The organism is Rhodococcus erythropolis NBRC 15567 (assembly GCF_001552595.1).
In the GTDB taxonomy this organism is placed as follows: domain Bacteria; phylum Actinomycetota; class Actinomycetes; order Mycobacteriales; family Mycobacteriaceae; genus Rhodococcus_F; species Rhodococcus_F erythropolis.
In genome coordinates, this window is sequence record NZ_BCRM01000016.1 from 87,173 (window position 1) to 110,222 (window position 23,050).

Consider the following 23,050-nt stretch of genomic DNA (forward strand, 5'->3'; position numbering starts at 1 on the left):
CTGACATGGCTCCCGCAGGATCGACGTCGCCGCTCTCACCCGGCGGCCTGGCAGCGCCGCACGGGATTCCCGGTCACCTCGTCGATTTTGTCGAGGCTCTGCGACGACGCGGAATCATGGTCGGCCCGTCCGAGACCGTCGACGCCGGTCAGGTCATGTCGGTTCTCGACCTGCTCGATCGTGAAGCGCTTCGTGAAGGGCTGGCATGCTCGCTCCTGCGCCGACCTACCCACCGGGCGACGTTCGACGCCGTCTTCGACCTGTGGTTCCCCAAGGCGATCGGTGACCGTGCGGTCGGCGACGTCGACGTCACACTGCCGCGCAAGCCAGACGGCTCGATCGACCTGCAGGCATTGCGTGAGCTGATCGCCGAACTGCTGACAGACGGCAGTGACGAGGCGATGGAGATGACCGAACTCTTGACCGCCGCGATGGTCGAGGAACTCGGGCAGTACCAGTCGAGTAACGGCCCGTCGTTCTCCGCCTATCAGGCGCTGCGTGACGTCGCCCCGGAGACGTTGCTCAACAAGATCCTGCAAGGTCTACTCGGCAACCAGGAAGGCGCCGGGTCCGAGGGCAAGGACAATTCCGACTATCAGTCCGAGGTCGCCAAGCGCACGGCAGCGCAGCGCATCGCGGACTTCCGCAAGATGGTCGAGAAGGAAACGCGTCGACGCACCGCCGAGAATTTGGGTAAGGAACGCGTCGCCACGTACGGCGTTCCGAAACTCGCCGAGGAAGTCGACTTCCTGCGGGCCTCCGACGCCGAACTCACCACACTGAAGAAGAACGTCGCACCACTCGCTCGTCTGTTGGCCAGCCGTCTCGCGGTGCGTCGTAGCCGCTCCCGCTCGGGTTCGATCGACCTGCGTCGCACGTTGCGCAAGTCCATGTCGACGGGCGGAGTGCCGATCGATCTGGTGCAGCGCAAGCCGAAGCGAGCGCGGCCGGAACTTGTGGTGATGTGTGACGTGTCGGGTTCGGTAGCGGGGTTCAGCCATTTCACCCTGCTCCTCGTCAACGCGTTGCGCGAGCAGTTCTCACGAGTGAGGGTGTTCGCGTTCATCGACACGACCGACGAGGTCACGCGGTTCTTCGACTCGAACGCAGACCTCGGGTCCGCGATGTCACGGATGGTGCGTGAAGCCGAACTGATCACCTACGACGGCCACTCCGACTACGGGCACGCCTTCGGGGTCTTCCAGGAGAAGTTCGCGCAGTCGATCACCAGTCGCACGTCGCTGCTGGTACTCGGCGACGGTCGCAACAACTATCGCGATCCCAACCTCCAGTCGCTGTCGCAGATGGTTGCGGTTGCCAAGCACGCACACTGGCTCAACCCTGAGCCGAAGGGGCAATGGGGAACGGGTGACTCCGCGGCGAAGGTGTACAACGAGGTCATCAGCATGCACGAGTGCCGCTCGGCCCAGCAGCTTGCCGACGTCGTGTCCCGTCTGCTGCCGGTCTGACCCGTAAGCTCGACACTCGTGCAGAAGGGACTATCGGTGGAACGTGCTCGACGCCTCGGAGTGATGGGTGGCACCTTCGACCCCATTCACCATGGCCACCTCGTTGCGGCCAGTGAGGTCGCCGACCGGTTCGGACTCGACGAAGTGATCTTCGTCCCCACCGGGCGGCCCTGGCAGAAGCAGGGGAAGGGCGTCAGTCCTGCCGAGGACCGGTACCTCATGACGGTCATCGCCACCGCCTCCAACCCGCGGTTTTCCGTCTCTCGGGTCGACGTCGACCGTGAAAAAGTGACGTACACCGTGGACACACTGCGAGACCTCCGGGCCTACCATCCCGACGCCGAACTCTTCTTCATCACCGGTGCCGATGCGCTGGCCAGCATCCTTTCCTGGCAAGATTGGGAAGAGTTGTTCGCATTGGCGAAGTTCGTCGGGGTATCGCGACCGGGTTTCGATCTCAATGCAGAGCACCTGGCCGGTCACCTCGACACCATGCCCGCCGACGCGGTCACGTTGATAGAGATTCCGGCACTTGCCATTTCGTCGACCGAATGTCGTCGTCGGGCAAGTGAAGACCGCCCTGTCTGGTACCTGGTGCCGGATGGAGTGGTGCAGTACATCTCGAAGCGGAACCTGTATCGACCTGTCGACGCGGAGCGCCGCGACGGAGCTACAACGATGTCGGAGCCCGCACCGGGGAAGTCGGAAGCCGTCCCGGGCGCCGAATCGAGCTAGCCGAGAACAACAAGTACTTTCTGAAGACGAAACTGGAGAACATCGAGTGAGTGCAAACACCGAAGCCATCGACATGGCACGCATCGCGGCCTTGGCAGCCGACGAGAAGCTGGCCACCGAAGTGGTGGTGCTCGATGTGTCCGAACAGTTGGTCATCACGGACTGCTTCGTGATCGCATCTGCGACCAACGAGCGTCAGGTCAACTCGATTGTCGAGAACATCGAAGACCGCCTCCGCGAAGCGGGACACAAGCCGGTCCGCCGTGAAGGCACCCGCGAGGGCCGCTGGGCACTGCTCGACTACGCCGACATCGTCGTCCACGTCCAGCATGACGAGGAGCGCAACTTCTACGCTCTCGATCGTCTGTGGAAGGACTGCCCGACGGTCGAGGTCGAAGGCCTCGGACAGAACCGTCCCGGCCCCGCCGATGCCAACACGGTGTTCGAGACCGACACGGTTTCCGAGCCGGACGCGCAGGATCCCTCGCTGTGACTTCGTCGGCGCCCAGTGCGGCGTCGAACCCTGTCCGCCGGCTCATCCTGCTGCGTCACGGACAGACCGAATACAACGCCGACTCTCGGATGCAGGGGCAACTCGACACCGACCTGTCGGAGTTGGGACGCACGCAGGCCAAGAGTGCAGGTCCGGTGATCGCCGATCGCAGACCGTTGACGATCGTGTCCTCGGATCTGCGGCGCGCGTATTTCACGGCAGTCGCTGTCGGTGACGCCGCCGGACTTCCGGTCCTCACCGACACGCGTCTGCGTGAGACACACCTGGGTGAATGGCAAGGCCTGACTCATCATGACGTCGACGAGCGCACTCCCGGTGTGCGATCTGCCTGGCGAGCGGATGCCACGTTGGCGCCGCCCGGCGGCGAAAGCCGAATCGACGTCGCGAATCGTAGCCTCCCCGTAGTTCACGAATTGCTCGACACGCACCCGGACTGGGCCGAGCGGCCCGTAGTTCTGGTGGCGCACGGAGGCTTGATCGCGGCACTGACAGCGGCATTGCTCGACCTACCCGTCGATCGCTGGGCCGTCCTCGGCGGATTGGGAAACACCAGTTGGGTGCAACTCAGCGGACACGGCGACGTCAAGTCGATCGAGTGGCGACTCGACGTATGGAATGCTTCTGCGAGTGTCGCAAATGACGTCCTCTGAAAGTGCCGACGGGCAGCGCCCCGTCCTCCTCGTGCTCGCGGATTCGCTGTCGTATTTCGGCCCCAAGGGCGGCCTCGCGGCAGATCATCCACGCATCTGGCCCAACATCGTGGCCGACGAACTCGGCTGGGACGTCGAGTTGGTCGCCCGTATCGGCTGGACGTGCCGCGACGCGTGGTGGGCACTGACTCAGGATCCTCGTGTGTGGGCGGCGGTGCCGCGGGCCGGCGCCGTCGTGTTCGCGGTCGGCGGTATGGACTCGCTACCGTCCCCATTGCCTACCGCGCTCCGCGAGACCATCCGCTACGTTCGTCCTCCGGCGCTTCGACGCGTGGTGCGCGAGGGTTATCAGTGGCTGCAGCCGCGGCTTGCACCTCTGGGCCGCCCGGTCGCACTTCCGCCCAAGCTGAGCGTCGAGTATTTGGAAAGCTCGCGAAATGCGTTGGAGTACATGCGGCCGGAACTGCCGATGATCGCGACCCTGCCGTCGGTGCACCGCAGCGATGCCTACGCGAGCGTGCACGCCGGACGACCTGCCGCGGTGTCCGCGATCACCGAGTGGGCTACGGAGAAAGACGTTCCCGTAGTCGATCTCGCGGATGCAGTGCGTGACAACGTCTTTTCCGAGAACGGCAACCCCGACGGTATTCACTGGGGTTGGGACGGTCATGTCGGTGTAGCCCGCGCGATGATCGCTGCGATTCGCGGGGTGGAGTCGAAGAAAGTGGTTTCGCCGCAACTGGTATCACCGCCGAGCGAAGTCGGGTAGCAGAATGCCGGTCGTCGTCGTCACGGATTCCTCCGCCTGCATCCCGCAGGAGTCGGCCGACGCATGTGGGATTCAGGTGGTTCCGCTCCATGTGCTCCGTGACGGCTGCGACTTGCGTGAGGGTGTCGACGCAATGCCGAGCGACCTGTCAGGAGTGACAACGGCCGGAGCGTCGCCCGCCGAGTTGTCCGAAGCGTATGCACGCGCCCTGGACATGAGCGACGGTGACGGCGTTCTCGCCGTGCACATTTCACGGCAACTCTCGGGAACGTGGGAAGCCGGACGAGTCGCAGCCCAGGAGTTCGGAGGAGCCGTCCGGATCGTCGATTCGCAGTCGGCCGGAATGGGTTTGGGCTATCCCGCTCTCGAAGCTGCGCGCTTGGCCGAGAAGGGCGCGTCACTCGAAGAGGCGTACGGCCGGGCGGTCGACGTCGCGAGTCGTGGGCGCTGCTACATCGTCGTCGACAAACTTGATCAATTGCGTCGGGGCGGACGAATCGGAACCGCAGCCGCGTTGTTGGGTACTGCATTGGCGATGAAGCCGATCCTGCATCTGGTGGACGGCAAGCTCGTGCTCGGTGAAAAAACACGTACGACCACCAAAGCGCTTGCACGCTTGGTGGATTCGGCAGTCGAGCGCGCCGGTCTCGGCCGCGTGGCGATAGCCGTGCATCACATGCGAGCGCGAGAGCGTGCCGACGCGATAGCGGAACAGTTGGCCGAGCGCATTCCCGATGTGGCGGAATCCGTGGTCACCGACTTCAGCGCGGTTATCGGAGCGCACGTCGGTGTCGGCGCGATCGGTGTTGTCGTGTGTCCGCTGCCGGAGATCGACAGCGCGGTGGACGCGAACACCTGATCGTTTCTCCACAATCCGCGAGTTCTCCACAGATTGAAATTGCTCGTCTTCGGCGGCATGGTCTCTCGTTAGCGTCCAGTCATGAGGATCAGCGAGGAGCGCGAGCGGGCGCGTGATCGCCTCGCGGCGATGGACGGGAACTACCGGCAGCGACAGGCCGTCGACGACTTCGAGGATTCAGCGTCTTTCGAGAGGTCCCCGCAGCCATTCGAGAGGTCCCCCGAGTGGCTTCAGGACTTCGACGAAGACGAATACGAGGCTCAACCCGACTCGTCACGGTTCGATCGGCTGCCCGAGCGCTGGCGCGGTACACGTTGGCGCCCGAGCCGATCGGCGACCTGGGTGTTGGCGATCGTTGCAGTTCTGGCCACGGCAATCGGCTTGTTCACGGTGTGGTGGGATTCTCCGAGTTTGCAGGCGGTCCCACCGTTGCCCTCGCCCCAGAATGTCACGGAGCAGAATGTCACGGCGCAGAATGTCACTGCCGACGATGGTGAATCAGCCAGTCCCGTACGGACCGGCGTCGTAGCGGAGCAGCCGCCTGAGGCTTTGGTGGTCAGTGTCGTCGGACTCGTGCGCACGCCTGGGCTCGTCAACCTACATTCGGGCTCGCGCATCGCCGACGCGCTCGCTGCGGCAGGTGGAGTGCTCGAGGGCGCAGAGACGGTGGGCCTGAATCTGGCACAGAAGCTTGCCGATGGTGATCAGATCGTGGTGGGGGCCGCCGATCAGTCCGGTGGTGTTTCAGCGAGTTCGAGTACCACTGCGGGAGGGACCGGCCCCGCCGCCGCGGGGGAATCCGGCGGGGCTGGTCTGGTGAACCTCAACACCGCTACCGAGGCCGAACTGGACGACCTTCCCGGGGTAGGGCCGGTAACGGCTGCGGCGATCATCTCCTGGCGAACTTCCAACGGAAAATTCACGGACATAGAACAATTGGGGGAAGTCGACGGGATCGGCCCGGCAAGGTTGGCCAAACTGCGAGTGCTGGTATCGGTGTGAACGAACCGGAAGTCTCGCCGGTCCTCGACGCTCGACTGCTACCGTCGGCCGTCGCAGTGTGGGGGAGCAGTGCGGTGGGGATCCTGTTCGGCGCGGTCGCCGCGTGGGTACTGGCGGTGGCATGCGCTATTCCAGCGGCAATCCTCACTTACGCGGTTGTGCGCCGGACATCAGCGGTGTGGGTACGAATCATGTTGGTTGCATTGCTGTTCGGTGCCGGATGCAGTGTCGTCAGCGGGTGGCGGGCGTCCGAGGTCGAGGGGCACCCACTGACCCGTGCTGCCTTCGAAGGAGCGTGGGTGAGTGTCGAAGTGGAACCCTCGGAGGATCCGCAAGCAGTCTCTGGCGCGGCGGGTCAAGGTCAGATTTTCTTCAGGGCAACCGTCAATTCGGTGACTTCCCAGAATCACAGGTACTCCGGAGGCGGCCTGGTCACCATCCGGGCACCCAGTTCGTCGTGGCTCGAAGTTGTTCCAGGGCAGAGCCTCACGGTTCGCGGCCGGGCGAGTCAGCCATGGCGTAGCGATTCCACACTCGCGGTGATCACGTCCGAAGGGCCTCCCGTCGCGGTGGGAGAAGTGCCCTGGTATCAGCGATGGGCGAGTGTAGTGCGTACTCGTTTCGCCGCTGCGTGCTCGGCTGCGCTCCCGCCGGATCAGGCAGGTCTGCTGCCTGGCCTCGTCGTCGGAGACACATCGGCGTTGTCGCCGGTGGTGAAGGACAACTTCACCGTTGCCGGGCTTTCCCATCTGACCGCGGTGTCCGGCGCCAATATCAGCATTCTGCTCGGGGCGGTTCTGCTGCTGGTCAGAGCCGCGGCGCTCAGTCCGCGCGTCGGTGCTGCTTTGGCGCTGGTAGCCCTCGTTGCGTTTGTTGTCGTCGCGAGGCCGTCGCCGAGTGTTCTGCGCGCCTCGGTGATGGGCCTGATCGGCCTGCTCAGTCTGGTGACCGGTCGACGCAAACAGGCACTGCCTGCTCTTGCCGCAGCCGTCATCGTTCTGGTTGTCGTGATGCCCGAACTTGCCGTCGACTGGGGGTTTGCGCTGTCGACCACGGCCACGGGCGCGTTGGTAATCATTGCTCCGGTGTGGGTGGAGGTGCTTCGTCGACGAGGTTGGCCCCGTTGGTTTTCGGAGATGACAGCCGTCTCGAGTGCTGCGTTTGTCGTGTCTGCGCCACTGGTGGGCGCCATGGCGGGAACCTTCAGTGTGGTTACGATTGCCGCGAACATGGCCGTGGCGCCTGTGATCGGAATCATCACGGTGTTCGGTGCGGTGATTGCCTTGTGTGCGCTGATCTGTCCACCGATCGCGGTGTTCATCACGCCGCTGGTCCGGCCGCCGATGGGGTGGCTGCTGTACGTGTCCGAGCGGGCGGCGGCGCTTCCCGGAGCGTCGGTGGTGGTGCCGTCAGGGCTCATCGGTGCTCTGATCGTCGTGGGCGTCTTACTGGCCGCGGCCCTGACGCTGTGGAATCGGATCTCGAGATGGGTCGTCGGCGTCCTCGTTCTGGGAGTTGTTCTAGCCCTCGTCTTTCAGCACGTGTTCGGCGGTGGTCGTATTGCTCCGGGGTGGGTACTGGTGATGTGCGACGTCGGTCAAGGGGACGGTCTTGTGCTCTCGACTGGAGACGGCAGGGTGATCGTCATCGATGTCGGTCCTGATCCCACGTCGATGGATCGTTGCCTGAACATGTTGGACGTCAACGACATCGCGTTGCTGATGATCAGTCATTTTCACGCCGATCACATCGGTGGATTGGAAGCAGTCCTGAGTGGGCGTTCGGTCGCTGCGGTCGGAGTCGGGTCGATGTTGTTGCCGGAGTCAGGTTTTCGGGCGGTGAAGGATGCGGCCGAATCGCAGGCCGTTCCGGTTGTCTCGTTGCGTGCAGGTATGGAGTTGACGTTGGGATCGGTGAACATGGAGGTTCTCGGACCGTTGCTTCCGGCTCCCCGCGATACGGGGGACGGCGCGGACGCCGCCAACGATCAGTCGCTGGTGGTGATGGCACACACGGACGCGGGTCGAATTCTGTTGACGGGCGACGCCGAAGTTGCGGGGGAGAAGGCCATCCTCCGATCGGGAACGGACGTGAAGGCCGATGTGTTGAAGCTGCCCCATCACGGTTCTCGGACCACATCGTCGGCATTTCTGGAAGCGGTGCGTCCGAGGTTGACGATGATCAGCGTCGGCGACGGCAACAGTTTCGGGCACCCGAATGAGGAGGTTCTCGACGAACTGGTTTCGTTGGGCGGGGCGGTGGTTCGGACCGACGCCGACGGCACCGTCGCTGTGTACGGCGGGGGCGGCGGGTCTGTGTCGATCGTGTCGGTTCCTCGTGGGACCATCTTCGGGTGAGTAATCCGTCTGGAGTCGATCCGCTGCATCTTGTTCTCGGGGACGACGAGTTCCTGATCGACCGCACGGTATCGCAGCTCATCAGAGCCGTCCGCGGTGACCGCGGCCAGGGTATTTCGGATCTCCCGGTGACCAAGATGCGTGCCGGAGACACCAATGCTCCCGAGTTGGCTGAGCTGCTCAGCCCCTCTCTTTTTGCCGAAGACCGTGTGATCGTCCTGGAATCGGCCGCAGAAGCAGGCAAAGATGCCGTAGCTCTTGTTCTCGAGGCGGCGCGTGAGCCGGCAGAAGGCGTCGTTCTGATCGTCGTGCACTCGGGCGGCGGTCGCGCGAAGGCGTTGGCGCCGGCCCTCGAGAAGCTCGGCGCGACGGTTCACAACTGCGGAAAACTGAACAAGAGTCAGCTTGTCGACTTCGTCCGGGGTGAGTTTCGGACCGCCGACGTGAGGGTTGCTCCCGATGCGATCGCCGCGATGATCGAAAGCGTCGGCTCCAACCTTCGCGAACTTGCGTCGGCCTGCTCGCAATTGGCGGCAGATACCGGCGGCAAGATCGACGTGGATGCAGTCCACAAGTACTACTCGGGCAAGGCCGAGGTTTCCGGATTCGATGTGGCCGACAAAGTTATCGTCGGCGATACCCGGGGTGCGCTCGAGGCTCTGCGATGGGCTGACCAGATCGGAACTGCGCACGTTCTGCTCGCTGACGCCCTCGCCGATGCAGTCCACACCATCGCCAAGGTCGGCCCGTTTGCACGGGGCGGTGACCCGTTCCGGTTGGCGTCGGATCTCGGGATGCCGCCGTGGAAGGTCAAGAAGGCGATCAAGGAAGTCGGCGGTTGGGATCCCACGTCGATCGGCGCTGCGATGCAGATCGTCGCCGCTCTCAATGCCGACGTGAAGGGCGCCGCAGTCGACTCGTCCTTCGCTCTGGAGATGGCAGTGCGGAAAGTGTGCGCGTTGCGGAAGAACTGAGGACAACATGGCCGATCGCGCGGCCGGCCAGAAGTAGTCCGACGACAGTGGCGGCCGTGGCCTCGGCCACCCGGTAGTCGAGGCGTTTCACGCAGGCTTGCTCCAACTGGGTGTGCGGAATGGCCTGAGGCCGTGTCGTTGGTTCACCAGTCCTGATGTCGGTCACTCGTAGGGAGTCGTTCGGCGCCGGATTCATCACACTGCCGCAGACAATTGTTTCTTGGCCGATGCTGTCTACCGGCACCTTCACGGTGGTGAGTAGCGCTCGTCCAGTGGCGAGAAACGCCAGAATCGCAACGAGTGAACACATCACGCCGAAGAAGATCCAGGATTCGCTCCGTTGCCTGCGCTTCCACCATCCGTAGCTTGCTGCGACTCCGACGACTGCAACCGTCAATGATTCCCACCAACGAGGGATCCCCAGGGCTGCCAATACGCCGAAAGCGACGACCGCCCAGAAGACAGTCGTGAACAACCAGCTGCGAGGGCGTTTCCCGTTGACCGCCATCATCAGATGGTCGCAGCCCGATCCACATATTCCGTGCAAGACATGGATGGCGGGTTTTTGCTCTGATCCGATTGAGCACGCAAAATAGCCGCCTGGTCTTTCGACCTGGCGGCTATCGAGACGAACCAGTATGACGGCGAACCGTCACAGTGGAAACGTCAGAGCTTGTTGGCAGCCTGCGAGAGTGCAGACTTCTTGTTGGCAGCCTGGTTGGCGTGAATGACGCCCTTGCTGGCTGCCTTGTCGAGCTTGCGGCTGGTGGAGACGAGGAGCTCGTTGGCCTTGTCCTTGTCACCGGCTGCCGCAGCCTCGCGGAATGAACGGATCGCGGTACGCAGCGAGGACTTCACCGACTGGTTACGGAGTCGGGCCGCCTCGTTGGTACGGATTCGCTTCACCTGGGACTTGATGTTGGCCACGCGTAAAATCCTTGTCGTCTTTAGCTGGTTACGGTCGAGAAAGCTGTGGGCGCACTGATGCACCGACTGGCAAGATTACCAGCCGAGGGCCCAAGAACCCAAACCGTCGCACGTTGCGTCTGTCGAGAAGAGTACACCGAGCGCCCGATTTCTCGCCGCGCTGCCGAATAGCCCCACTTGTAGCAGCATGTTGCCCTATGACGCCGCCGCCTTCGAAAAGTTCGAGTAAAACAGGTTCGACCACCACCCGAGCGCGTCCTGCCGCAGTGTTCGACGGATATTCAGACATCGGTCGCTACGAGTTGGCTTTCGACGAGATGTTCGAGCCCGACGGCTCGGTGCGTGCCCCGTACAAGGGTGTGTACAAAGCCCTGGCGCCGACGAGCAGCGCCGACCTTGCCGCGCGTGCCGACGCACTCGGACGCGCATTCATCGACCAGGGCGTGACGTTCTCGCTTTCCGGGCAGGAACGACCGTTTCCGTTGGATCTGGTGCCGCGCGTCATCGCCGCGCAGGAGTGGTCGCGGCTGGAAAAGGGCATCAAGCAGCGGGTGAAGGCGCTCGAGCTGTTCCTTGCGGACATTTACGGCGAGCAACGAATCCTGCGCGATCACGTATTGCCGCGCCGCCTGGTGACCTCGTGCGAGCACTTCCACCGTGAAGCAGCCGGCATCGTGCCGCCCAACGGTGTGCGAATCCATGTCGCGGGTATCGACCTGGTCCGAGACGAGGCGGGAGAGTTCCGAGTTCTCGAGGACAATCTGCGATCTCCGTCCGGTGTCTCCTATGTGATGGAAAACCGTCGCACCATGACTCGGGTGTTCCCGGATCTGTTCATGTCCCACAAGGTGCGGGCGGTAGGTGATTACGCAACACACCTGCTGAGGGCGCTGCGTGCGGGTGCTGCACTCAACGAAGCGGACCCGACAGTGGTTGTTCTCACACCGGGTATCGCCAATTCCGCCTATTTCGAGCATTCATTGCTCGCTCGTCAGATGGGTGTGGAACTCGTCGAAGGTCGCGACCTGTTCTGCCGCGACAACATGGTGTACATGCGCACGACGGAAGGCGAGCGTCAGGTCGACGTCATCTATCGCCGCATCGACGACGAGTATCTCGACCCGATGCACTTCCGTCCGGATTCGATTCTCGGCGTCGCAGGCCTACTGAATGCGGCGCGAGCGGGCAACGTGGTGATCTCGAGTGCCGTCGGCAACGGAGTCGGTGACGACAAACTCGTCTATACCTATGTTCCGCAGATCATCGACTACTACCTCGGTGAGAAGCCGCTCTTGCAGAACGTCGACACGTTCCGCTGTTGGTTGGACGAGGAGTGCGAGCAAGTCCTCGACCGCGTCGCCGAACTCGTCATCAAGCCGGTGGAAGGGTCCGGCGGCTACGGAATCGTCTTCGGACCGGACGCGAGTCCCAAGGAACTGGCCGCGATCACCCGCAAGATCAAGGCAGACCCGCGCGGGTGGATCGCGCAGCCTCTCGTGCAGCTGTCCACGGTGCCGACCAAGATCGACGACGTTCTCTCGCCGCGCCACGTGGACTTGCGACCCTTTGCCGTCAACGACGGTGAGGACGTGTGGGTGTTGCCCGGCGGCCTGACCCGGGTGGCACTTCCGGAAGGTTCGCTGGTGGTCAACTCGAGCCAGGGCGGCGGAAGCAAGGACACATGGGTGCTCGCCAGCCGCAGCTCGGACGAGGACCCAGAGCTGTCCGGTGAGGAACTGGTGTCCGAGCCCCCGGAATCCGCGGAGCCGGTGCAGGGACCCGAACTGAGCACCTCTCAACAGCAGCAGCAACAACAGTGAACACCTCAGAAGTGCCCAGCTACCAAGAACTATCAGCGAACGGAGCGTGGTGACCGATGCTTGCTCGCAACGCAGAGTCCCTCTACTGGATCGGCCGCTACGTCGAGCGCGCCGACGACACCGCTCGGATCCTCGACGTCGCCGTCCACCAACTGCTCGACGACGCAACCGTCGACCCGGACCGCACGTCGCGTCTGCTCCTGCGTGTCCTCGGCATCGAAGCGCCGGAGGAGAAGCTCGACGTACGCTCGCTCACCGACCTGGTTGCGTTCAGCCGCAATCAGGTTGGATCGATCGTGGACTCGCTGGCAAGTGCCCGTGAGAATGCTCGCGGAGCACGTGAGGTCACGTCGAGTGAGATGTGGGAGTGCCTGAACACCACGTACAACGGACTGGCGGAGCGTGAACGCGCGTCACGCAGGCTGGGGCCACACGAGTTCTTCCGTTATGTGGAGGAACGCGCAGCGATGTTCGCGGGGCTGGCGGATTCCACGCTCAGCCGCGACGACGGTTACCGGTTCCTTCTGCTGGGCAGGTCGATCGAACGTGTCGACATGATTGTGCGGATGCTCCTGGCGCGCGCCGGTGACCGCCCGTCGTCGCCGGCGTGGGTCAGTGTTCTTCGCTCGGCAGGCGCACATGACACGTATTTGCGTACGTATCGCGGAGCGCTCGACGCCAACCGCGTCGTCGAGTTCATCTTGTTGGACAGACTCTTTCCGCGCTCGGTGTTCCATTCGATCAGGCAGGCCGAGAAGTGCCTGCAGGAACTCGACCCGCAGCCGGGCAGTCGCGTCGGAATCCGGGCGGAGGCGCCGCGGCTTCTCGGCCGCGCACGCAGCGAACTGGAGTTTCTGCCGCAGGGCGTGTTGCTCGAAGATCTGCAAGGACGGTTGCTCGGTTGGCAGGAGACCTGTCGCGAACTGGGTGAGGCGATTGCATTGCAGTACTTCCACGCTGCGCCGTGGGTCGCGTGGACGGATGCCGGCGCCGCGTATGCGGAGTCGACGGTGGAGGGAGAGCTGTGAGCTGGCGAATGAGGGTCGTGCACACCACGGGATATGCGTACGACGCCCCGGTGACGTCGTCGTACAACGAAGCGCGATTGACACCCCGCGGCGACACCAGGCAGACGGTGATCCTCACGCGCGTCGAAACCCAGCCGGCAACGCGTTCCTATCGGTACACCGATTACTGGGGCACCGCGGTGACCGCCTTCGACTTGCACGCGCCGCACACGGAGTTGGAAGTGACCGGACTGTCGGTGGTGGAGACGGAACCGTTTGTTCAGCCCGAGGAAACCGTCGACTGGGATGAATTGTCGGGAAACGCGATTAAAGATCGATTCAACGAACAACTGAGTTTCACGAGATATGTTCCGCGTGATCGTAAGCTGGCGACAATTGCCAAGGAATTGCGCAAAGATAAATCACCTGAAGATGCAGTAGTGGCTGCGTCGCAATGGGTTTACGGTGAAATGTCATATGTTCCGGGTACGACCGGAGTGCATACGTCGGCGGTCGAGGCCTGGTCGGCCAGGAAAGGCGTCTGCCAGGATTATGCACATCTGACCTTGGTGTTGCTTCGAACGATGGGCATTCCCTGTCGGTACGTTTCCGGCTATCTCCACCCCAAACGTGATGCGGCAGTCGGGGACACGGTGGTCGGGGAATCGCACGCGTGGATCGAAGCGTGGACCGGCGCGTGGTGGGGATATGACCCGACCAATGCGATAGCTGTGAATGAACAGCATGTCTCGGTCGGAATAGGAAGGGACTATTCGGATGTGCCGCCTTTGAAGGGAATCTTTTCCGGTGGACGCTCCACAGATCTCGAAGTTGTTGTGGAGATCACCAGGCTTGCGTAAAGTCCGGCAAATCTAGGCGCGTGAGCATTACTACCGTTCGATGAGAAGAAGGTGGGAATATGTCTCCAACTGCACAGGAATTGACTGAGATCGAACCGATCTCGGATGTGAAGAAGTATGCGGCCGAAGCGGTGGGGACATTTGTGCTCGTGTTCTCCGCGGTCGGAACTGCCGTCTTCGCAGGTGCGAAAGTCGGCAATCTCGGAGTTGCCTTCGCATTCGGCTTGACCCTGCTGTTCCTCGTATATGCGATCGGACCGATTTCCGGTTGCCACGTCAACCCAGCCGTGACTCTCGGCCAATTCGTGATCGGGCGCATCTCGGCCGTCAATGCGGCGATTTACGTTGTCGCGCAAGTGATCGGCGGCTTGGTCGCCGGCGTCGTGATCTACACGGTGGCCAACAGTCTCCCGGCGTACAACCGGGCCGCAGACGGACTCGGCGCAAACGGTTGGGGCGCGCACAGTCCGTCGGCCGAGAAGAATCTTCTCGGACAGGTGGTTTCCGACGGTTACGGCATCGGTGCCGCCATGATCATCGAGATCCTCCTGACCGCACTGTTGGTATTCGTCGTTCTCGCGTCGACCGACCAGATCTCCGACGTGCCGCTCGCCGGGGTGTCCATCGGCTTCACCCTGGCCGTCATTCACCTGATCTCGATCCCGATCGACAACACCTCCGTCAACCCCGCTCGAAGTCTCGCTGTCGCGCCGTTCCAGGACGGTGCACTCGGTCAGGTGTGGTTGTTCATCGTGTTCCCGCTGATCGGCGGTGCGCTCGGTGCACTCATCTATCGAGCACTCTTCGGACGGTTCAACCGTCTGGACAGCTGATCGATACTGTTTCCATCGTTCGGGTCGGCTTCAGCTCCAGCTGAAGTCGGCCCGAAGTTTTGCAGCGACCGCGTCGAACTTCTTGTGATCCATGACGGCGCCCTCGCGCCGAATCCCGCTCTCGGGAACGTCGAGCACCCGGTCGAGCCGGACCCAGCTGGGCCTTCCCTCGCCGTCCCACGGGCCCGAACCGATTGCGAGCCAATCACGCTCGCCTTCGCGTTTGCTCTGCGAGGACAGCATCAAACCGAGCAGCGTGTTGCCGTCACGGCCGACAACCAGCACCGGGCGGTCTTTGCCCTGGGTCGGATCCTCCTCGTAGGCAACCCAGGTCCAGACGATCTCGCCCGGATCGGCCTTGCCGTCGAGGTCGGGGGAGTACTCGACCTTGCGGGCGCGATGTGCGGTCGGAGACGTCCGCGCGGCGATCGGCCGGCCGGACGGACCCGGCTTCGAGGCAGACGACTGAGACGTGGACGACTGCAACTGGCGCAGCAACGCAGGGCCCTTCTCCACCGCGAGGGCGCCGAGGGTTCTGCCGATCTGCTTCCACATGCTTGCCATAGCGTTCGAGCATAATCACCCACCCGTGGGAACCCCTGGTACGGCGGCGCCGAGACTTGGATATCCTGAGGGTTGACAGTGGCCCGGATCCGGGCCGGTGCCGGTCCGACTAAGGGGTCTCCCATCAGCAGCTTCGCCGACAAGACGTTCACGGATCCTGCGCAGATCCGGAACTTCTGCATCATCGCGCACATCGACCACGGTAAGTCGACGCTGGCAGATCGCATGCTTCAGCTCACCGGAGTGGTCGAAGAGCGGGCGATGCGTGCGCAGTACCTGGACCGCATGGACATCGAGCGTGAACGCGGCATCACCATCAAGGCCCAGAACGTTCGTCTGCCCTGGACCGTCGACGGCGAAGAATTCGTCCTCCACCTCATCGACACACCCGGCCACGTCGACTTCACGTACGAGGTCTCCCGCGCGCTCGAAGCATGTGAGGGTGCAATTCTGCTGGTCGACGCAGCTCAGGGCATCGAAGCTCAGACGCTGGCCAATCTGTACCTGGCGATGGAGAAGGATCTCAAGATCATTCCCGTCCTCAACAAGATCGACCTCCCGGCCGCGGATCCCGACCGCTATGCCGAAGAGATTGCGCACATCACCGGCTGCGAGCCAGGCGATGTCCTGCGCGTCTCGGGCAAGACCGGCATGGGCGTCAAGGAACTGCTCGACGAGGTGATCAAGCAGGTACCTGCACCCGTCGGCGATGCAGACGGCCCCGCCCGCGCGATGATCTTCGACTCCGTTTACGACGCGTACCGCGGCGTGGTCACCTACGTGCGTGTGGTCGACGGTCGGATCCGTCCCCGCGAGAAGATCACGATGATGTCCACGGGCACCACACACGAACTGCTCGAGGTCGGCATCATCTCGCCCGAGCCGAAGGCCAGTATCGGTCTGGGCGTCGGCGAGGTGGGCTACCTCATCACAGGTGTGAAGGACGTCCGCCAGTCGCGCGTCGGTGACACCGTCACCACAACCCGCAACGGCGCGACCGAACCGCTGGTCGGCTACCGCGATCCAAAGCCGATGGTCTATTCCGGTCTCTACCCGATGGACGGCTCGGACTACCCGGTGCTGCGCGACGCTCTCGACAAGCTCCGTCTCAACGACGCCGCCCTGGCGTACGAGCCGGAGACGTCGGTTGCCCTCGGATTCGGCTTCCGCTGCGGCTTCCTCGGCCTGCTGCACATGGAGATCACCCGCGACCGCCTCGAACGTGAGTTCGGCCTCGAACTGATTTCCACTGCGCCCAACGTCGTCTACCGCGTCGTGATGGAGGACGGGGCCGAGGTCATCGTCACCAACCCGTCGTACTGGCCGGAAGGCAAGGTGCGCGAGGTCTACGAGCCGGTCGCCAAGTGCACCGTCATCGCCCCGAGCGAGTACGTCGGCGCCATCATGGAGCTGTGCCAGTCCCGTCGCGGTGAGCTCGGCGGCATGGACTACCTGTCGGAGACTCGCGTCGAACTGCGCTACGAATTGCCCATGGGCGAGATCATGTTCGACTTCTTCGACGCCCTCAAGTCCCGCACCAAGGGATACGCCAGCCTCGATTACGAGGAGGCCGGTGAGCAGCAGGCCGACCTGGTGAAGGTCGATATCCTTCTGCAGGGCGAGGCCGTCGACGCGTTCTCGTCGATCGTGCACCGCTCCAACGCTGGTGCTTACGGCGGACGCATGACGTCGAAGCTTCGTGAGCTGATTCCTCGCCAGCAGTTCGAGGTTCCGATTCAGGCCGCGATCGGCGCGAAGATCATCTCGCGCGAAAACATTCGCGCAATCCGCAAGGACGTTCTTGCCAAGTGCTACGGCGGCGACATCAGCCGTAAGCGCAAGCTGCTCGAGAAGCAGAAGGAAGGCAAGAAGCGCATGAAGACCATCGGTCGCGTCGAGGTGCCGCAGGAAGCATTCGTGGCGGCTCTGACGTCGGAATCGGTCGGCGAGAAGCCCAAGAAGTAGGAGCGCATGGTCACCACCTGGTTGTCCCGAGAGTTCGGAGTCGAAATCCCGGTTCTCGGGGCGCCCATGGGTGGTCGCGCGGGCGGCGCGCTCGCCGGAGCTGTATCGGCGGCCGGTGGGTTGGGTCTGCTTGGCGCGGCTCGGTACAACACACCGGAGTGGATCGAGGCCGAAGCCGAAGTGGCCCGCTCGATCGGCGGAAAATTCGGCGTCGGCCTGATGACGTGGTCGCTGCCCGAGAACGAGTTGATGCTCGATGCCGCGATTGCCGTCGAGCCGACCATGATCACCTTGTCGTTCGGTGATCCCGCCGCGTATGTCGGACGAATCCACGATGCGGGCATTCCCGTTGTGTCACAGGTCAATACGCTCGAGGACCTTCGTATTGTCGAGGCCGCAGGTGTCGACGCTGTGATCGCGCAAGGCGGTGAGGCAGGCGGCCATACGGGCCGAATCGGAACCTTGCCGCTGCTGCAGGAGATCCTCGAAGCGACGTCACTTCCGGTGCTGGCAGCCGGCGGAATCGGAACCGGACGCGGTTTGGCCGCCGTCCTGGCAGCCGGCGGCGAAGGCGTGATGATCGGAACGGCGCTGCTCGCCAGCCCGGAGACGGTCGGGCCGGACTATGCCCGCGACCGCGTCGTCGAAGCCGGAAGTGCGGACACGATTTACACCTCGGTATTCGACCGAGCGCGCAGTCAACCGTGGCCGCAGCGGTGGGGTGGCCGCGCGGTGGCCAACGAGTTCACTGCCGCGTGGCACGGAGTCGACGCCGACGAGGAAACGCTGGCACAGGCGTACGACCCGTCGGATCCGCACAGCGGAGTCGTCTATGCCGGAGAAGCTGTCGGACTCGTGCACGGAACCCATCCGGCCGGCGATGTGGTTCGACGCATCGGCGCGGATGCGGAGCGTCTGCTCTCTCGTTTCGCCTGAAAGCAAGGTCGGACACAGCCGGGTCCCATATGAGAAGGTAAGCCTCTACTAACTAGTGGAGGAGTATTTTCGTGCGTGCGATGAAGTTCTCGGCGGTGGCTCTCTTGGGAGCACTGGTCGTAGGTATCAGTGGATGTTCGTCCTCGGACGCCGACGAGATCGCGGACGGTCGGGTCACCACGATCGATCACAAGTTCGGCGCCACCACGATCACCGGGACGCCGACGCGTATCGTCGCGGCCGACATCCAGTGGCTCGACGCTCTGCTCGAACTCGGAATCCAGCCGGTGGGGTACCTGGCTGCCGGCCCGATGGGCGACGAGCGTGGCCTGTTCCCGTGGGAGAGCGGCGTGGACGCGTCGGCGAAGGAACTTGATCGCTCGGCGATCCAGCAGTTCGGTGTCCCGCTCAAAGCAGAAGAAATTGCAGCATTGGATCCCGATCTGATTCTCGGCGGGTTCTCCGTCGCCGATCAAGACGATTTCGACCAGTTGAGCAAGATCGCTCCGACAATTGCCGGTCTGTCCGACGTCCAGGTCGATCCGTGGCAGGACCAGGTCGAGATTCTCGGTCGAGTTCTCGACAAGGAGTCGCGCGCCGACGAGATCGTCGAGGCGACAAGCGGGCAGATCGATGCGCTCGCGCAGCGGCTGCCAGGCCTGAAGGGCAAGACGGCGCTTCTGTCGCAGTACGTCTTCCCGACGTCGCAGTTGGTGATCGTCGCCGATCCCAAGGACGGCGCATCGGGATTGTTCACTAGCCTGGGAATGTCGTTGCCGCCCAAGCTCGTCGAAGAGGCGGGCGTTACCGGTGGCCGGCTGATGCTCAGCCCCGAACGGGTCGACGCTCTGAGCGCCGACGTCGTGGTGTTGCTGCCGAACGGCGGAACGCTTGAAGACATGATGAAGCTGCCGGGGTTCGCCGACCTACCCGCAGTCAAGAGTGGCGGTCTGGCGATCGTCGACTATCCGACAGTTGCCGGGTTGAACACTCCGTCGTCGCTGTCGCTGAAGTACTCGCTCGAATCGATCACGCCGCAGCTCGAAGCGGTGGCCGGCTAGCACTGCTGTGCGCCTTTATTAACCGCGGGCGGTTAATAAAGGCGCACAGCAGGGGGTCTAGGTCGCGTTGTGCGCGGGCTGGAAAGCTCCGGCTTCGGCAGCTTCCTCGGCGCGGATCACGTGGACCACGGCGTTGATCAGCGCCAGGTGTGTGAACGCCTGCGGGAAGTTACCCAGATGACGACCGGTGTGGGCGTCGATCTCTTCGGCGTACAGCTTGAGCGGGCTCGCGAACCCGAGCAGACGCTCGCAGAGATGCTTTGCCCGATCCAGTTCGCCGATCTCGACGAGGGCGGAGACGAGCCAGAAGGAACAGATGGTGAACGTGCCCTCCTCGCCGCTCAATCCGTCGTCGGTGGTGTCGACGCGATAGCGCAGGACCAGCCCCTCCTCGGTGAGCTCGTCGGCGATCGCCAGCACCGTCGCCCGGATCCGCGGATCGTCGGCCGGCAGGAAGCGCAGCAGCGGTGCCAACAAGAGCGACGCGTCGAGTGAATCGTGGCCGTACCGCTGCGTCAGAACTCCACGCGAGTCGACTCCGTGCGCTAGGATGTCGGCCTTGATCTCGTCCGCGATGGCCGTCCATTGCTGCGCAAAGCTCTTCTCGCCCTGCATCTCCGCCAGCTTGGCGCCGCGATCGAGTGCGACCCAGCACATGATCTTCGACGACGTGAAGTGCTGTGGTTCACCGCGCACTTCCCAGATCCCACGGTCGGGTTGGCGCCAGTGCTTGATCGCTTCCTCGACCTGCTTCTTGAGTAGCGGCCACAGCGCTTCGGGGACACGCTCGCGGGTGCGGATGTGGAGGTACACCGAGTCGAGCATGGTGCCCCAGATGTCGTGCTGCTGTTGATCGAATGCGCCGTTGCCGATGCGCACGGGACGGGCACCGTCGTATCCGGAGAGATGGTTGAGTTCGGATTCCTCGAGTGTGCGCTCGCCGCCGATGCCGTACATCACCTGCAAGGGATGTGGCTGACCGTTGTCAGAACTCGACACGTCGTAGATGAAGTTGAAGAAGTCGTTGGCCTCACGGTCCAACCCGAGCGTGTAGAGGCCCCACAGTGCAAAAGTAGAGTCGCGAACCCATGCGTAGCGGTAGTCCCAGTTACGTTCTCCGCCTGGTGTTTCCGGTAGCGATGTTGTCGAAGCCGCGAGCAAGGCTCCGGTCGGTGCGTAGGTGAGCCCCTTGAGTGTGAGCGCACTGCGCTGCAGGTATCCGCGCCACGGGTGATCGGGGAACTTGCCGATCGTCACCCACTCGCGCCACGACTTGGACGTCTGCCACATCTTGTCGGCGGCCTCGTCGAACGTCTGCGGCGCGGGAAGATCCGACCACGAGAGCGCGACGTACACGTTGTCGCCTTCGACCAGTCGCGTCCGGGCCCGTGCCTCACGACCTTCCAGGCCCAGTCGTAGGTCGGTGGTCAAGCGCAGAGTTGGGTGGTCTCCGGGCTTGGCGGAGCGACACGTTGCCGTTGCTTCCTCGTAGACCTTTCCGGTGTACTCCCAATTCGCCGTGCCGCGGTGATAGTCGAACGCGGGCTCGCAGCTCATCTCGAGTTCAACGGTGCCGCTGACGCATTTGACCGTACGGAGAAGGGTGTGTTCGGCATCCCAGTCTGTGGGTGTGCGCTTGTGGGTGTTCGATCGCTTGTCGACGTTGTGCCAAGGACCGAGGACCAAGGCGTCGCGTACGACGAGCCAGCCGGTCTCGGTCTGCCAGGTGGTCTCGAGAATGAGTCCACCCGGCAGATAGCGTCGGGCGGCCGGGACGTTCTGGCCGTACGGGCCGATGCGGAAATGGCCTGCGCTGCGGTCGAGGATGGCACCGAACACGCTGGGGGAGTCCGGGCGGGGAACGCACATCCACTCGACAGATCCGTTACGGGCAATCAGGCACGAGGTTTCGCAATCGGAAAGAAACGCGTAGTCGTCGATAGGGGGAAAGTTGCTTCGATGGTGACCCGTGGAGGCGGGAGGAATAGTCTGCACCACTTCGTCGTCAGCACTCATTCGGCCATCATCCGGCCAGAATCGACACACGTCCAATCCACACGCTGTCGGGACCGTATCGTCCGAAGGATAGGGTGTTGGCGTGGATCGGATAGCGGATTGGTGGGACAGCTTCGAGCTGTGGATGGCGGGGCTCCCGTTCATCCCGCAGGTCGCGTTGGTCCTGATCGTCGTCGTTCCGCTGTGCCGCCTGGTGGCCATCGGTCTGGATCGCGCGTTGGCCGCCGTTCTCGCTCTGCCGCTCTTCGGCTGGTTGCGTAGGAATTCTCGAGAAGTAGAGGAAAGCTGATGCCCCGCTCACGGGTCACTCTCGCCCTGATAGCCCTGATTCTCCTCGTGATCGTCGCGTGGCTTCTCACCCGTTAGTTCTCCCGATTAGAGCGGGCGCTGGTGCTCTGCTAAAGTCCACCGCGTGTCCGAAGCAACAGCTCCCGTAATCCGCCACCAGTTGGCGTTGATTGCTGTCGGCATGCTCGACGTCGCTGACGTCGCCTGTTGTTGATTTCCTGAGTTCGACCTCTCCGGTGGTGCTGCGCACCCCACTCGAACTTCTCTGCGCGTAACTCGCGCCCCCGATTCAGGGCTCATTGCCCGTCGGCTCTCCATGTCTGAACATCCCGATGGAATCAGCCCCAGAGGTCTCGGACTTGTCGTTTGACCAACCCTCGTTTGTCAGTCCTTTCAGGAAGGTATCTGCAATGAAACGCCGTTCCCGCACACTTCTCACTGCTATCGCGACCATGGGGGCCGTGGTACTCACAGCGTGCAGTGGTGGCTCGAGCGACACCGTGGGTGGTGACAGCGCCGCCAGCGACGGTAGCGCCGGCACGATCAACCTGTTCGCCTACGCCGTGCCGAAGCCCGGCTTCGACAAGCTCACCGCAGCCTTCCAGGCGACAGACGAGGGCAAGAACGTCAACTTCAATCCTTCGTACGGCGCCTCGGGCGACCAGTCGCGCAAGGTGAAGGACGGCGCCGAGGCAGACTTCGTCAACTTCTCCGTCGAGCCCGACATCACCCGCCTGGTCGATGCCGGTCTGGTAGATCAGAACTGGAACCAGGACGCCTACAACGGAATTCCGTTCGGATCGGTAGTCACCATCGTGACGCGTCCGGGGAACCCGAAGGGCATCAAGGACTGGGACGACCTGCTTCAGCCCGGCCTCGAGGTCGTCACGCCGAACCCGTTCAGCTCCGGCTCGGCCAAGTGGAACCTCTTGGCGCCGTACGCCGCCAAGAGCGACGGTGGCAAGAACCCGCAGGCGGGTCTCGACTACGTCACCGCCTTGGTCAACGATCACGTCAAGATCCAGCCCAAGTCGGGACGCGAGGCTTCGGAAGCCTTCCTGCAGGGCAGCGGTGACGTTCTGATCAGCTACGAGAACGAGGCACTGTTCATCGAAGGCAACGGCGACCCGGTCGAGCACGTCACCCCGCCCACGACCTTCAAGATCGAGAACCCGGTTGCCGTGATCTCGAACAGCAAGGTCCTCGACAAGGCGACCGCGTTCAAGGACTACCTGTACACGACCGAGGGTCAGACGCTCTGGGCCGAAGCAGGATTCCGTCCCGTTGATCCCGCCGTCGCTGCCAAGTTCACCGACAAGTTCCCCGAGCCGACCAAGCTGTGGACCATTGCAGATCTCGGCGGCTGGAAGGCCGTGGACAGTGCTCTGTTCACCAAGGACACCGGTTCGATCGCAGTGATCTACGACAACGCGACCAAGTAAGA

At 63.1% G+C, this 23,050-nt stretch carries 22 protein-coding genes; 19 read left to right on the forward strand and 3 right to left on the reverse strand.

From position 1 onward, the window contains the following. Positions 1 to 5: 5 nt before the first annotated feature. From RE4_RS19525 to holA, 9 genes are all read left to right on the forward strand, one after another. Positions 6 to 1,469: a vWA domain-containing protein gene (locus tag RE4_RS19525; RefSeq protein WP_020908216.1), complete on the forward strand. Its 1,464-nt coding sequence runs from the start codon at positions 6 to 8 to the stop codon at positions 1,467 to 1,469. Positions 1,470 to 1,487: 18 nt separating this feature from the next. Further along, the gene (nadD, locus tag RE4_RS19530) at positions 1,488 to 2,204 is read left to right on the forward strand and encodes a nicotinate-nucleotide adenylyltransferase (RefSeq protein ID WP_003944462.1); all 717 of its coding nucleotides are present in this window, start codon (positions 1,488 to 1,490) and stop codon (positions 2,202 to 2,204) included. Positions 2,205 to 2,250: 46 nt separating this feature from the next. Further along, positions 2,251 to 2,697, forward strand: coding sequence for a ribosome silencing factor (rsfS, locus tag RE4_RS19535; RefSeq protein ID WP_003944502.1), 447 nt, complete (start codon positions 2,251 to 2,253; stop codon positions 2,695 to 2,697). Beyond that, positions 2,694 to 3,368: a histidine phosphatase family protein gene (locus RE4_RS19540; RefSeq protein ID WP_019749053.1), complete on the forward strand. Its 675-nt coding sequence runs from the start codon at positions 2,694 to 2,696 to the stop codon at positions 3,366 to 3,368. Before rsfS ends, RE4_RS19540 begins: the two co-directional genes overlap by 4 nt. Further along, positions 3,355 to 4,137 (forward strand): diglucosylglycerate octanoyltransferase, encoded by a 783-nt coding sequence (gene octT / locus RE4_RS19545; protein WP_019749052.1) that lies wholly within the window; start codon positions 3,355 to 3,357, stop codon positions 4,135 to 4,137. The genes RE4_RS19540 and octT overlap by 14 nt, the downstream gene beginning before the upstream one ends. Before the next feature lie 4 nt (positions 4,138 to 4,141). Further along, positions 4,142 to 4,996: a DegV family protein gene (locus RE4_RS19550; RefSeq protein ID WP_019749051.1), complete on the forward strand. Its 855-nt coding sequence runs from the start codon at positions 4,142 to 4,144 to the stop codon at positions 4,994 to 4,996. Positions 4,997 to 5,077: 81 nt separating this feature from the next. Further along, on the forward strand, positions 5,078 to 5,998 hold the full coding sequence (locus RE4_RS19555; RefSeq protein ID WP_060939172.1) for a ComEA family DNA-binding protein: 921 nt from the start codon (positions 5,078 to 5,080) through the stop codon (positions 5,996 to 5,998). Beyond that, positions 5,995 to 8,355, forward strand: a complete 2,361-nt coding sequence (locus RE4_RS19560) for a ComEC/Rec2 family competence protein (RefSeq protein ID WP_060939173.1) — start codon at positions 5,995 to 5,997, stop codon at positions 8,353 to 8,355. The genes RE4_RS19555 and RE4_RS19560 overlap by 4 nt, the downstream gene beginning before the upstream one ends. After that, positions 8,352 to 9,329, forward strand: a complete 978-nt coding sequence (holA, locus tag RE4_RS19565; RefSeq protein ID WP_003944476.1) for a DNA polymerase III subunit delta — start codon at positions 8,352 to 8,354, stop codon at positions 9,327 to 9,329. The genes RE4_RS19560 and holA overlap by 4 nt, the downstream gene beginning before the upstream one ends. A 666-nt stretch (positions 9,330 to 9,995) precedes the next feature. Here holA and rpsT read toward each other — a convergent pair. Further along, positions 9,996 to 10,256, reverse strand: a complete 261-nt coding sequence (gene rpsT, locus RE4_RS19575) for a 30S ribosomal protein S20 (protein ID WP_003944567.1) — start codon at positions 10,254 to 10,256, stop codon at positions 9,996 to 9,998. A 197-nt stretch (positions 10,257 to 10,453) separates the two neighbouring features. Here rpsT and RE4_RS19580 point away from each other — a divergent pair, with 197 nt between their 5' ends. The 4 genes from RE4_RS19580 to RE4_RS19595 are packed head-to-tail and all read left to right on the forward strand — an operon-like array spanning position 10,454 to position 14,776. Further along, positions 10,454 to 12,076 carry a circularly permuted type 2 ATP-grasp protein gene (locus RE4_RS19580; RefSeq protein WP_019749047.1) on the forward strand — a complete coding sequence of 541 codons (1,623 nt, stop codon included), beginning with the start codon at positions 10,454 to 10,456 and terminating at the stop codon, positions 12,074 to 12,076. A 56-nt stretch (positions 12,077 to 12,132) separates the two neighbouring features. After that, the gene (locus tag RE4_RS19585; RefSeq protein WP_019749046.1) at positions 12,133 to 13,104 is read left to right on the forward strand and encodes an alpha-E domain-containing protein; all 972 of its coding nucleotides are present in this window, start codon (positions 12,133 to 12,135) and stop codon (positions 13,102 to 13,104) included. An 8-nt stretch (positions 13,105 to 13,112) separates the two neighbouring features. After that, positions 13,113 to 13,943, forward strand: a complete 831-nt coding sequence (locus tag RE4_RS19590; protein WP_007731033.1) for a transglutaminase family protein — start codon at positions 13,113 to 13,115, stop codon at positions 13,941 to 13,943. Positions 13,944 to 14,002: 59 nt separating this feature from the next. After that, positions 14,003 to 14,776, forward strand: coding sequence for an aquaporin (locus RE4_RS19595; protein ID WP_019749045.1), 774 nt, complete (start codon positions 14,003 to 14,005; stop codon positions 14,774 to 14,776). A gap of 30 nt (positions 14,777 to 14,806) precedes the next feature. Here RE4_RS19595 and RE4_RS19600 read toward each other — a convergent pair whose 3' ends face one another. Next, positions 14,807 to 15,340 carry a type II toxin-antitoxin system PemK/MazF family toxin gene (locus tag RE4_RS19600; protein WP_020969977.1) on the reverse strand — a complete coding sequence of 178 codons (534 nt, stop codon included), beginning with the start codon at positions 15,338 to 15,340 and terminating at the stop codon, positions 14,807 to 14,809. A 72-nt stretch (positions 15,341 to 15,412) separates the two neighbouring features. Between RE4_RS19600 and lepA the strand changes: the two genes are divergently transcribed. The 3 genes from lepA to RE4_RS19615 all read left to right on the forward strand — a co-directional run bounded on the left by lepA (position 15,413) and on the right by RE4_RS19615 (position 19,302). Next, the gene (gene lepA / locus RE4_RS19605) at positions 15,413 to 17,305 is read left to right on the forward strand and encodes a translation elongation factor 4 (protein ID WP_003944564.1); all 1,893 of its coding nucleotides are present in this window, start codon (positions 15,413 to 15,415) and stop codon (positions 17,303 to 17,305) included. A gap of 6 nt (positions 17,306 to 17,311) precedes the next feature. Then, complete coding sequence (locus tag RE4_RS19610; RefSeq protein ID WP_060939175.1) at positions 17,312 to 18,241, forward strand: NAD(P)H-dependent flavin oxidoreductase; 930 nt, start codon at positions 17,312 to 17,314, stop codon at positions 18,239 to 18,241. A gap of 80 nt (positions 18,242 to 18,321) precedes the next feature. Then, positions 18,322 to 19,302, forward strand: coding sequence for an ABC transporter substrate-binding protein (locus RE4_RS19615; RefSeq protein WP_238076838.1), 981 nt, complete (start codon positions 18,322 to 18,324; stop codon positions 19,300 to 19,302). 57 nt (positions 19,303 to 19,359) lie between these two features. Here the strand turns inward: RE4_RS19615 and RE4_RS19620 are convergent, their stop codons facing one another. Beyond that, positions 19,360 to 21,318 carry a glycoside hydrolase family 15 protein gene (locus tag RE4_RS19620; protein WP_003944557.1) on the reverse strand — a complete coding sequence of 653 codons (1,959 nt, stop codon included), beginning with the start codon at positions 21,316 to 21,318 and terminating at the stop codon, positions 19,360 to 19,362. 82 nt (positions 21,319 to 21,400) lie between these two features. Here RE4_RS19620 and RE4_RS19625 point away from each other — a divergent pair, with 82 nt between their 5' ends. From RE4_RS19625 to RE4_RS19630, 3 genes are all read left to right on the forward strand, one after another. Further along, positions 21,401 to 21,607 carry a hypothetical protein gene (locus tag RE4_RS19625; protein ID WP_003944489.1) on the forward strand — a complete coding sequence of 69 codons (207 nt, stop codon included), beginning with the start codon at positions 21,401 to 21,403 and terminating at the stop codon, positions 21,605 to 21,607. 123 nt (positions 21,608 to 21,730) lie between these two features. Then, on the forward strand, positions 21,731 to 21,820 hold the full coding sequence (locus tag RE4_RS31860) for an Ms4533A family Cys-rich leader peptide (protein ID WP_309599318.1): 90 nt from the start codon (positions 21,731 to 21,733) through the stop codon (positions 21,818 to 21,820). A gap of 196 nt (positions 21,821 to 22,016) precedes the next feature. Next, complete coding sequence (locus tag RE4_RS19630; protein WP_003944569.1) at positions 22,017 to 23,048, forward strand: sulfate ABC transporter substrate-binding protein; 1,032 nt, start codon at positions 22,017 to 22,019, stop codon at positions 23,046 to 23,048. Positions 23,049 to 23,050 lie beyond the last annotated feature (2 nt).

Bases quoted from the DNA above. Each gene is read 5' to 3' on its own strand.
- RE4_RS19620 (WP_003944557.1), bottom strand. From the start codon at position 21,318: ATGAGTGCTGACGACGAAGTGGTGCAGACTATTCCTCCCGCCTCCACG.
- RE4_RS19525 (WP_020908216.1), top strand. From the start codon at position 6: ATGGCTCCCGCAGGATCGACGTCGCCGCTCTCACCCGGCGGCCTGGCA.
- RE4_RS19550 (WP_019749051.1), top strand. From the start codon at position 4,142: ATGCCGGTCGTCGTCGTCACGGATTCCTCCGCCTGCATCCCGCAGGAG.
- RE4_RS19630 (WP_003944569.1), top strand. From the start codon at position 22,017: ATGAAACGCCGTTCCCGCACACTTCTCACTGCTATCGCGACCATGGGG.
- RE4_RS19610 (WP_060939175.1), top strand. From the start codon at position 17,312: ATGGTCACCACCTGGTTGTCCCGAGAGTTCGGAGTCGAAATCCCGGTT.
- RE4_RS19595 (WP_019749045.1), top strand. From the start codon at position 14,003: ATGTCTCCAACTGCACAGGAATTGACTGAGATCGAACCGATCTCGGAT.
- RE4_RS19590 (WP_007731033.1), top strand. From the start codon at position 13,113: ATGAGGGTCGTGCACACCACGGGATATGCGTACGACGCCCCGGTGACG.
- RE4_RS19600 (WP_020969977.1), bottom strand. From the start codon at position 15,340: ATGGCAAGCATGTGGAAGCAGATCGGCAGAACCCTCGGCGCCCTCGCG.
- RE4_RS19585 (WP_019749046.1), top strand. From the start codon at position 12,133: ATGCTTGCTCGCAACGCAGAGTCCCTCTACTGGATCGGCCGCTACGTC.
- RE4_RS19580 (WP_019749047.1), top strand. From the start codon at position 10,454: ATGACGCCGCCGCCTTCGAAAAGTTCGAGTAAAACAGGTTCGACCACC.
- RE4_RS19615 (WP_238076838.1), top strand. From the start codon at position 18,322: ATGAAGTTCTCGGCGGTGGCTCTCTTGGGAGCACTGGTCGTAGGTATC.
- octT (WP_019749052.1), top strand. From the start codon at position 3,355: ATGACGTCCTCTGAAAGTGCCGACGGGCAGCGCCCCGTCCTCCTCGTG.
- RE4_RS19555 (WP_060939172.1), top strand. From the start codon at position 5,078: ATGAGGATCAGCGAGGAGCGCGAGCGGGCGCGTGATCGCCTCGCGGCG.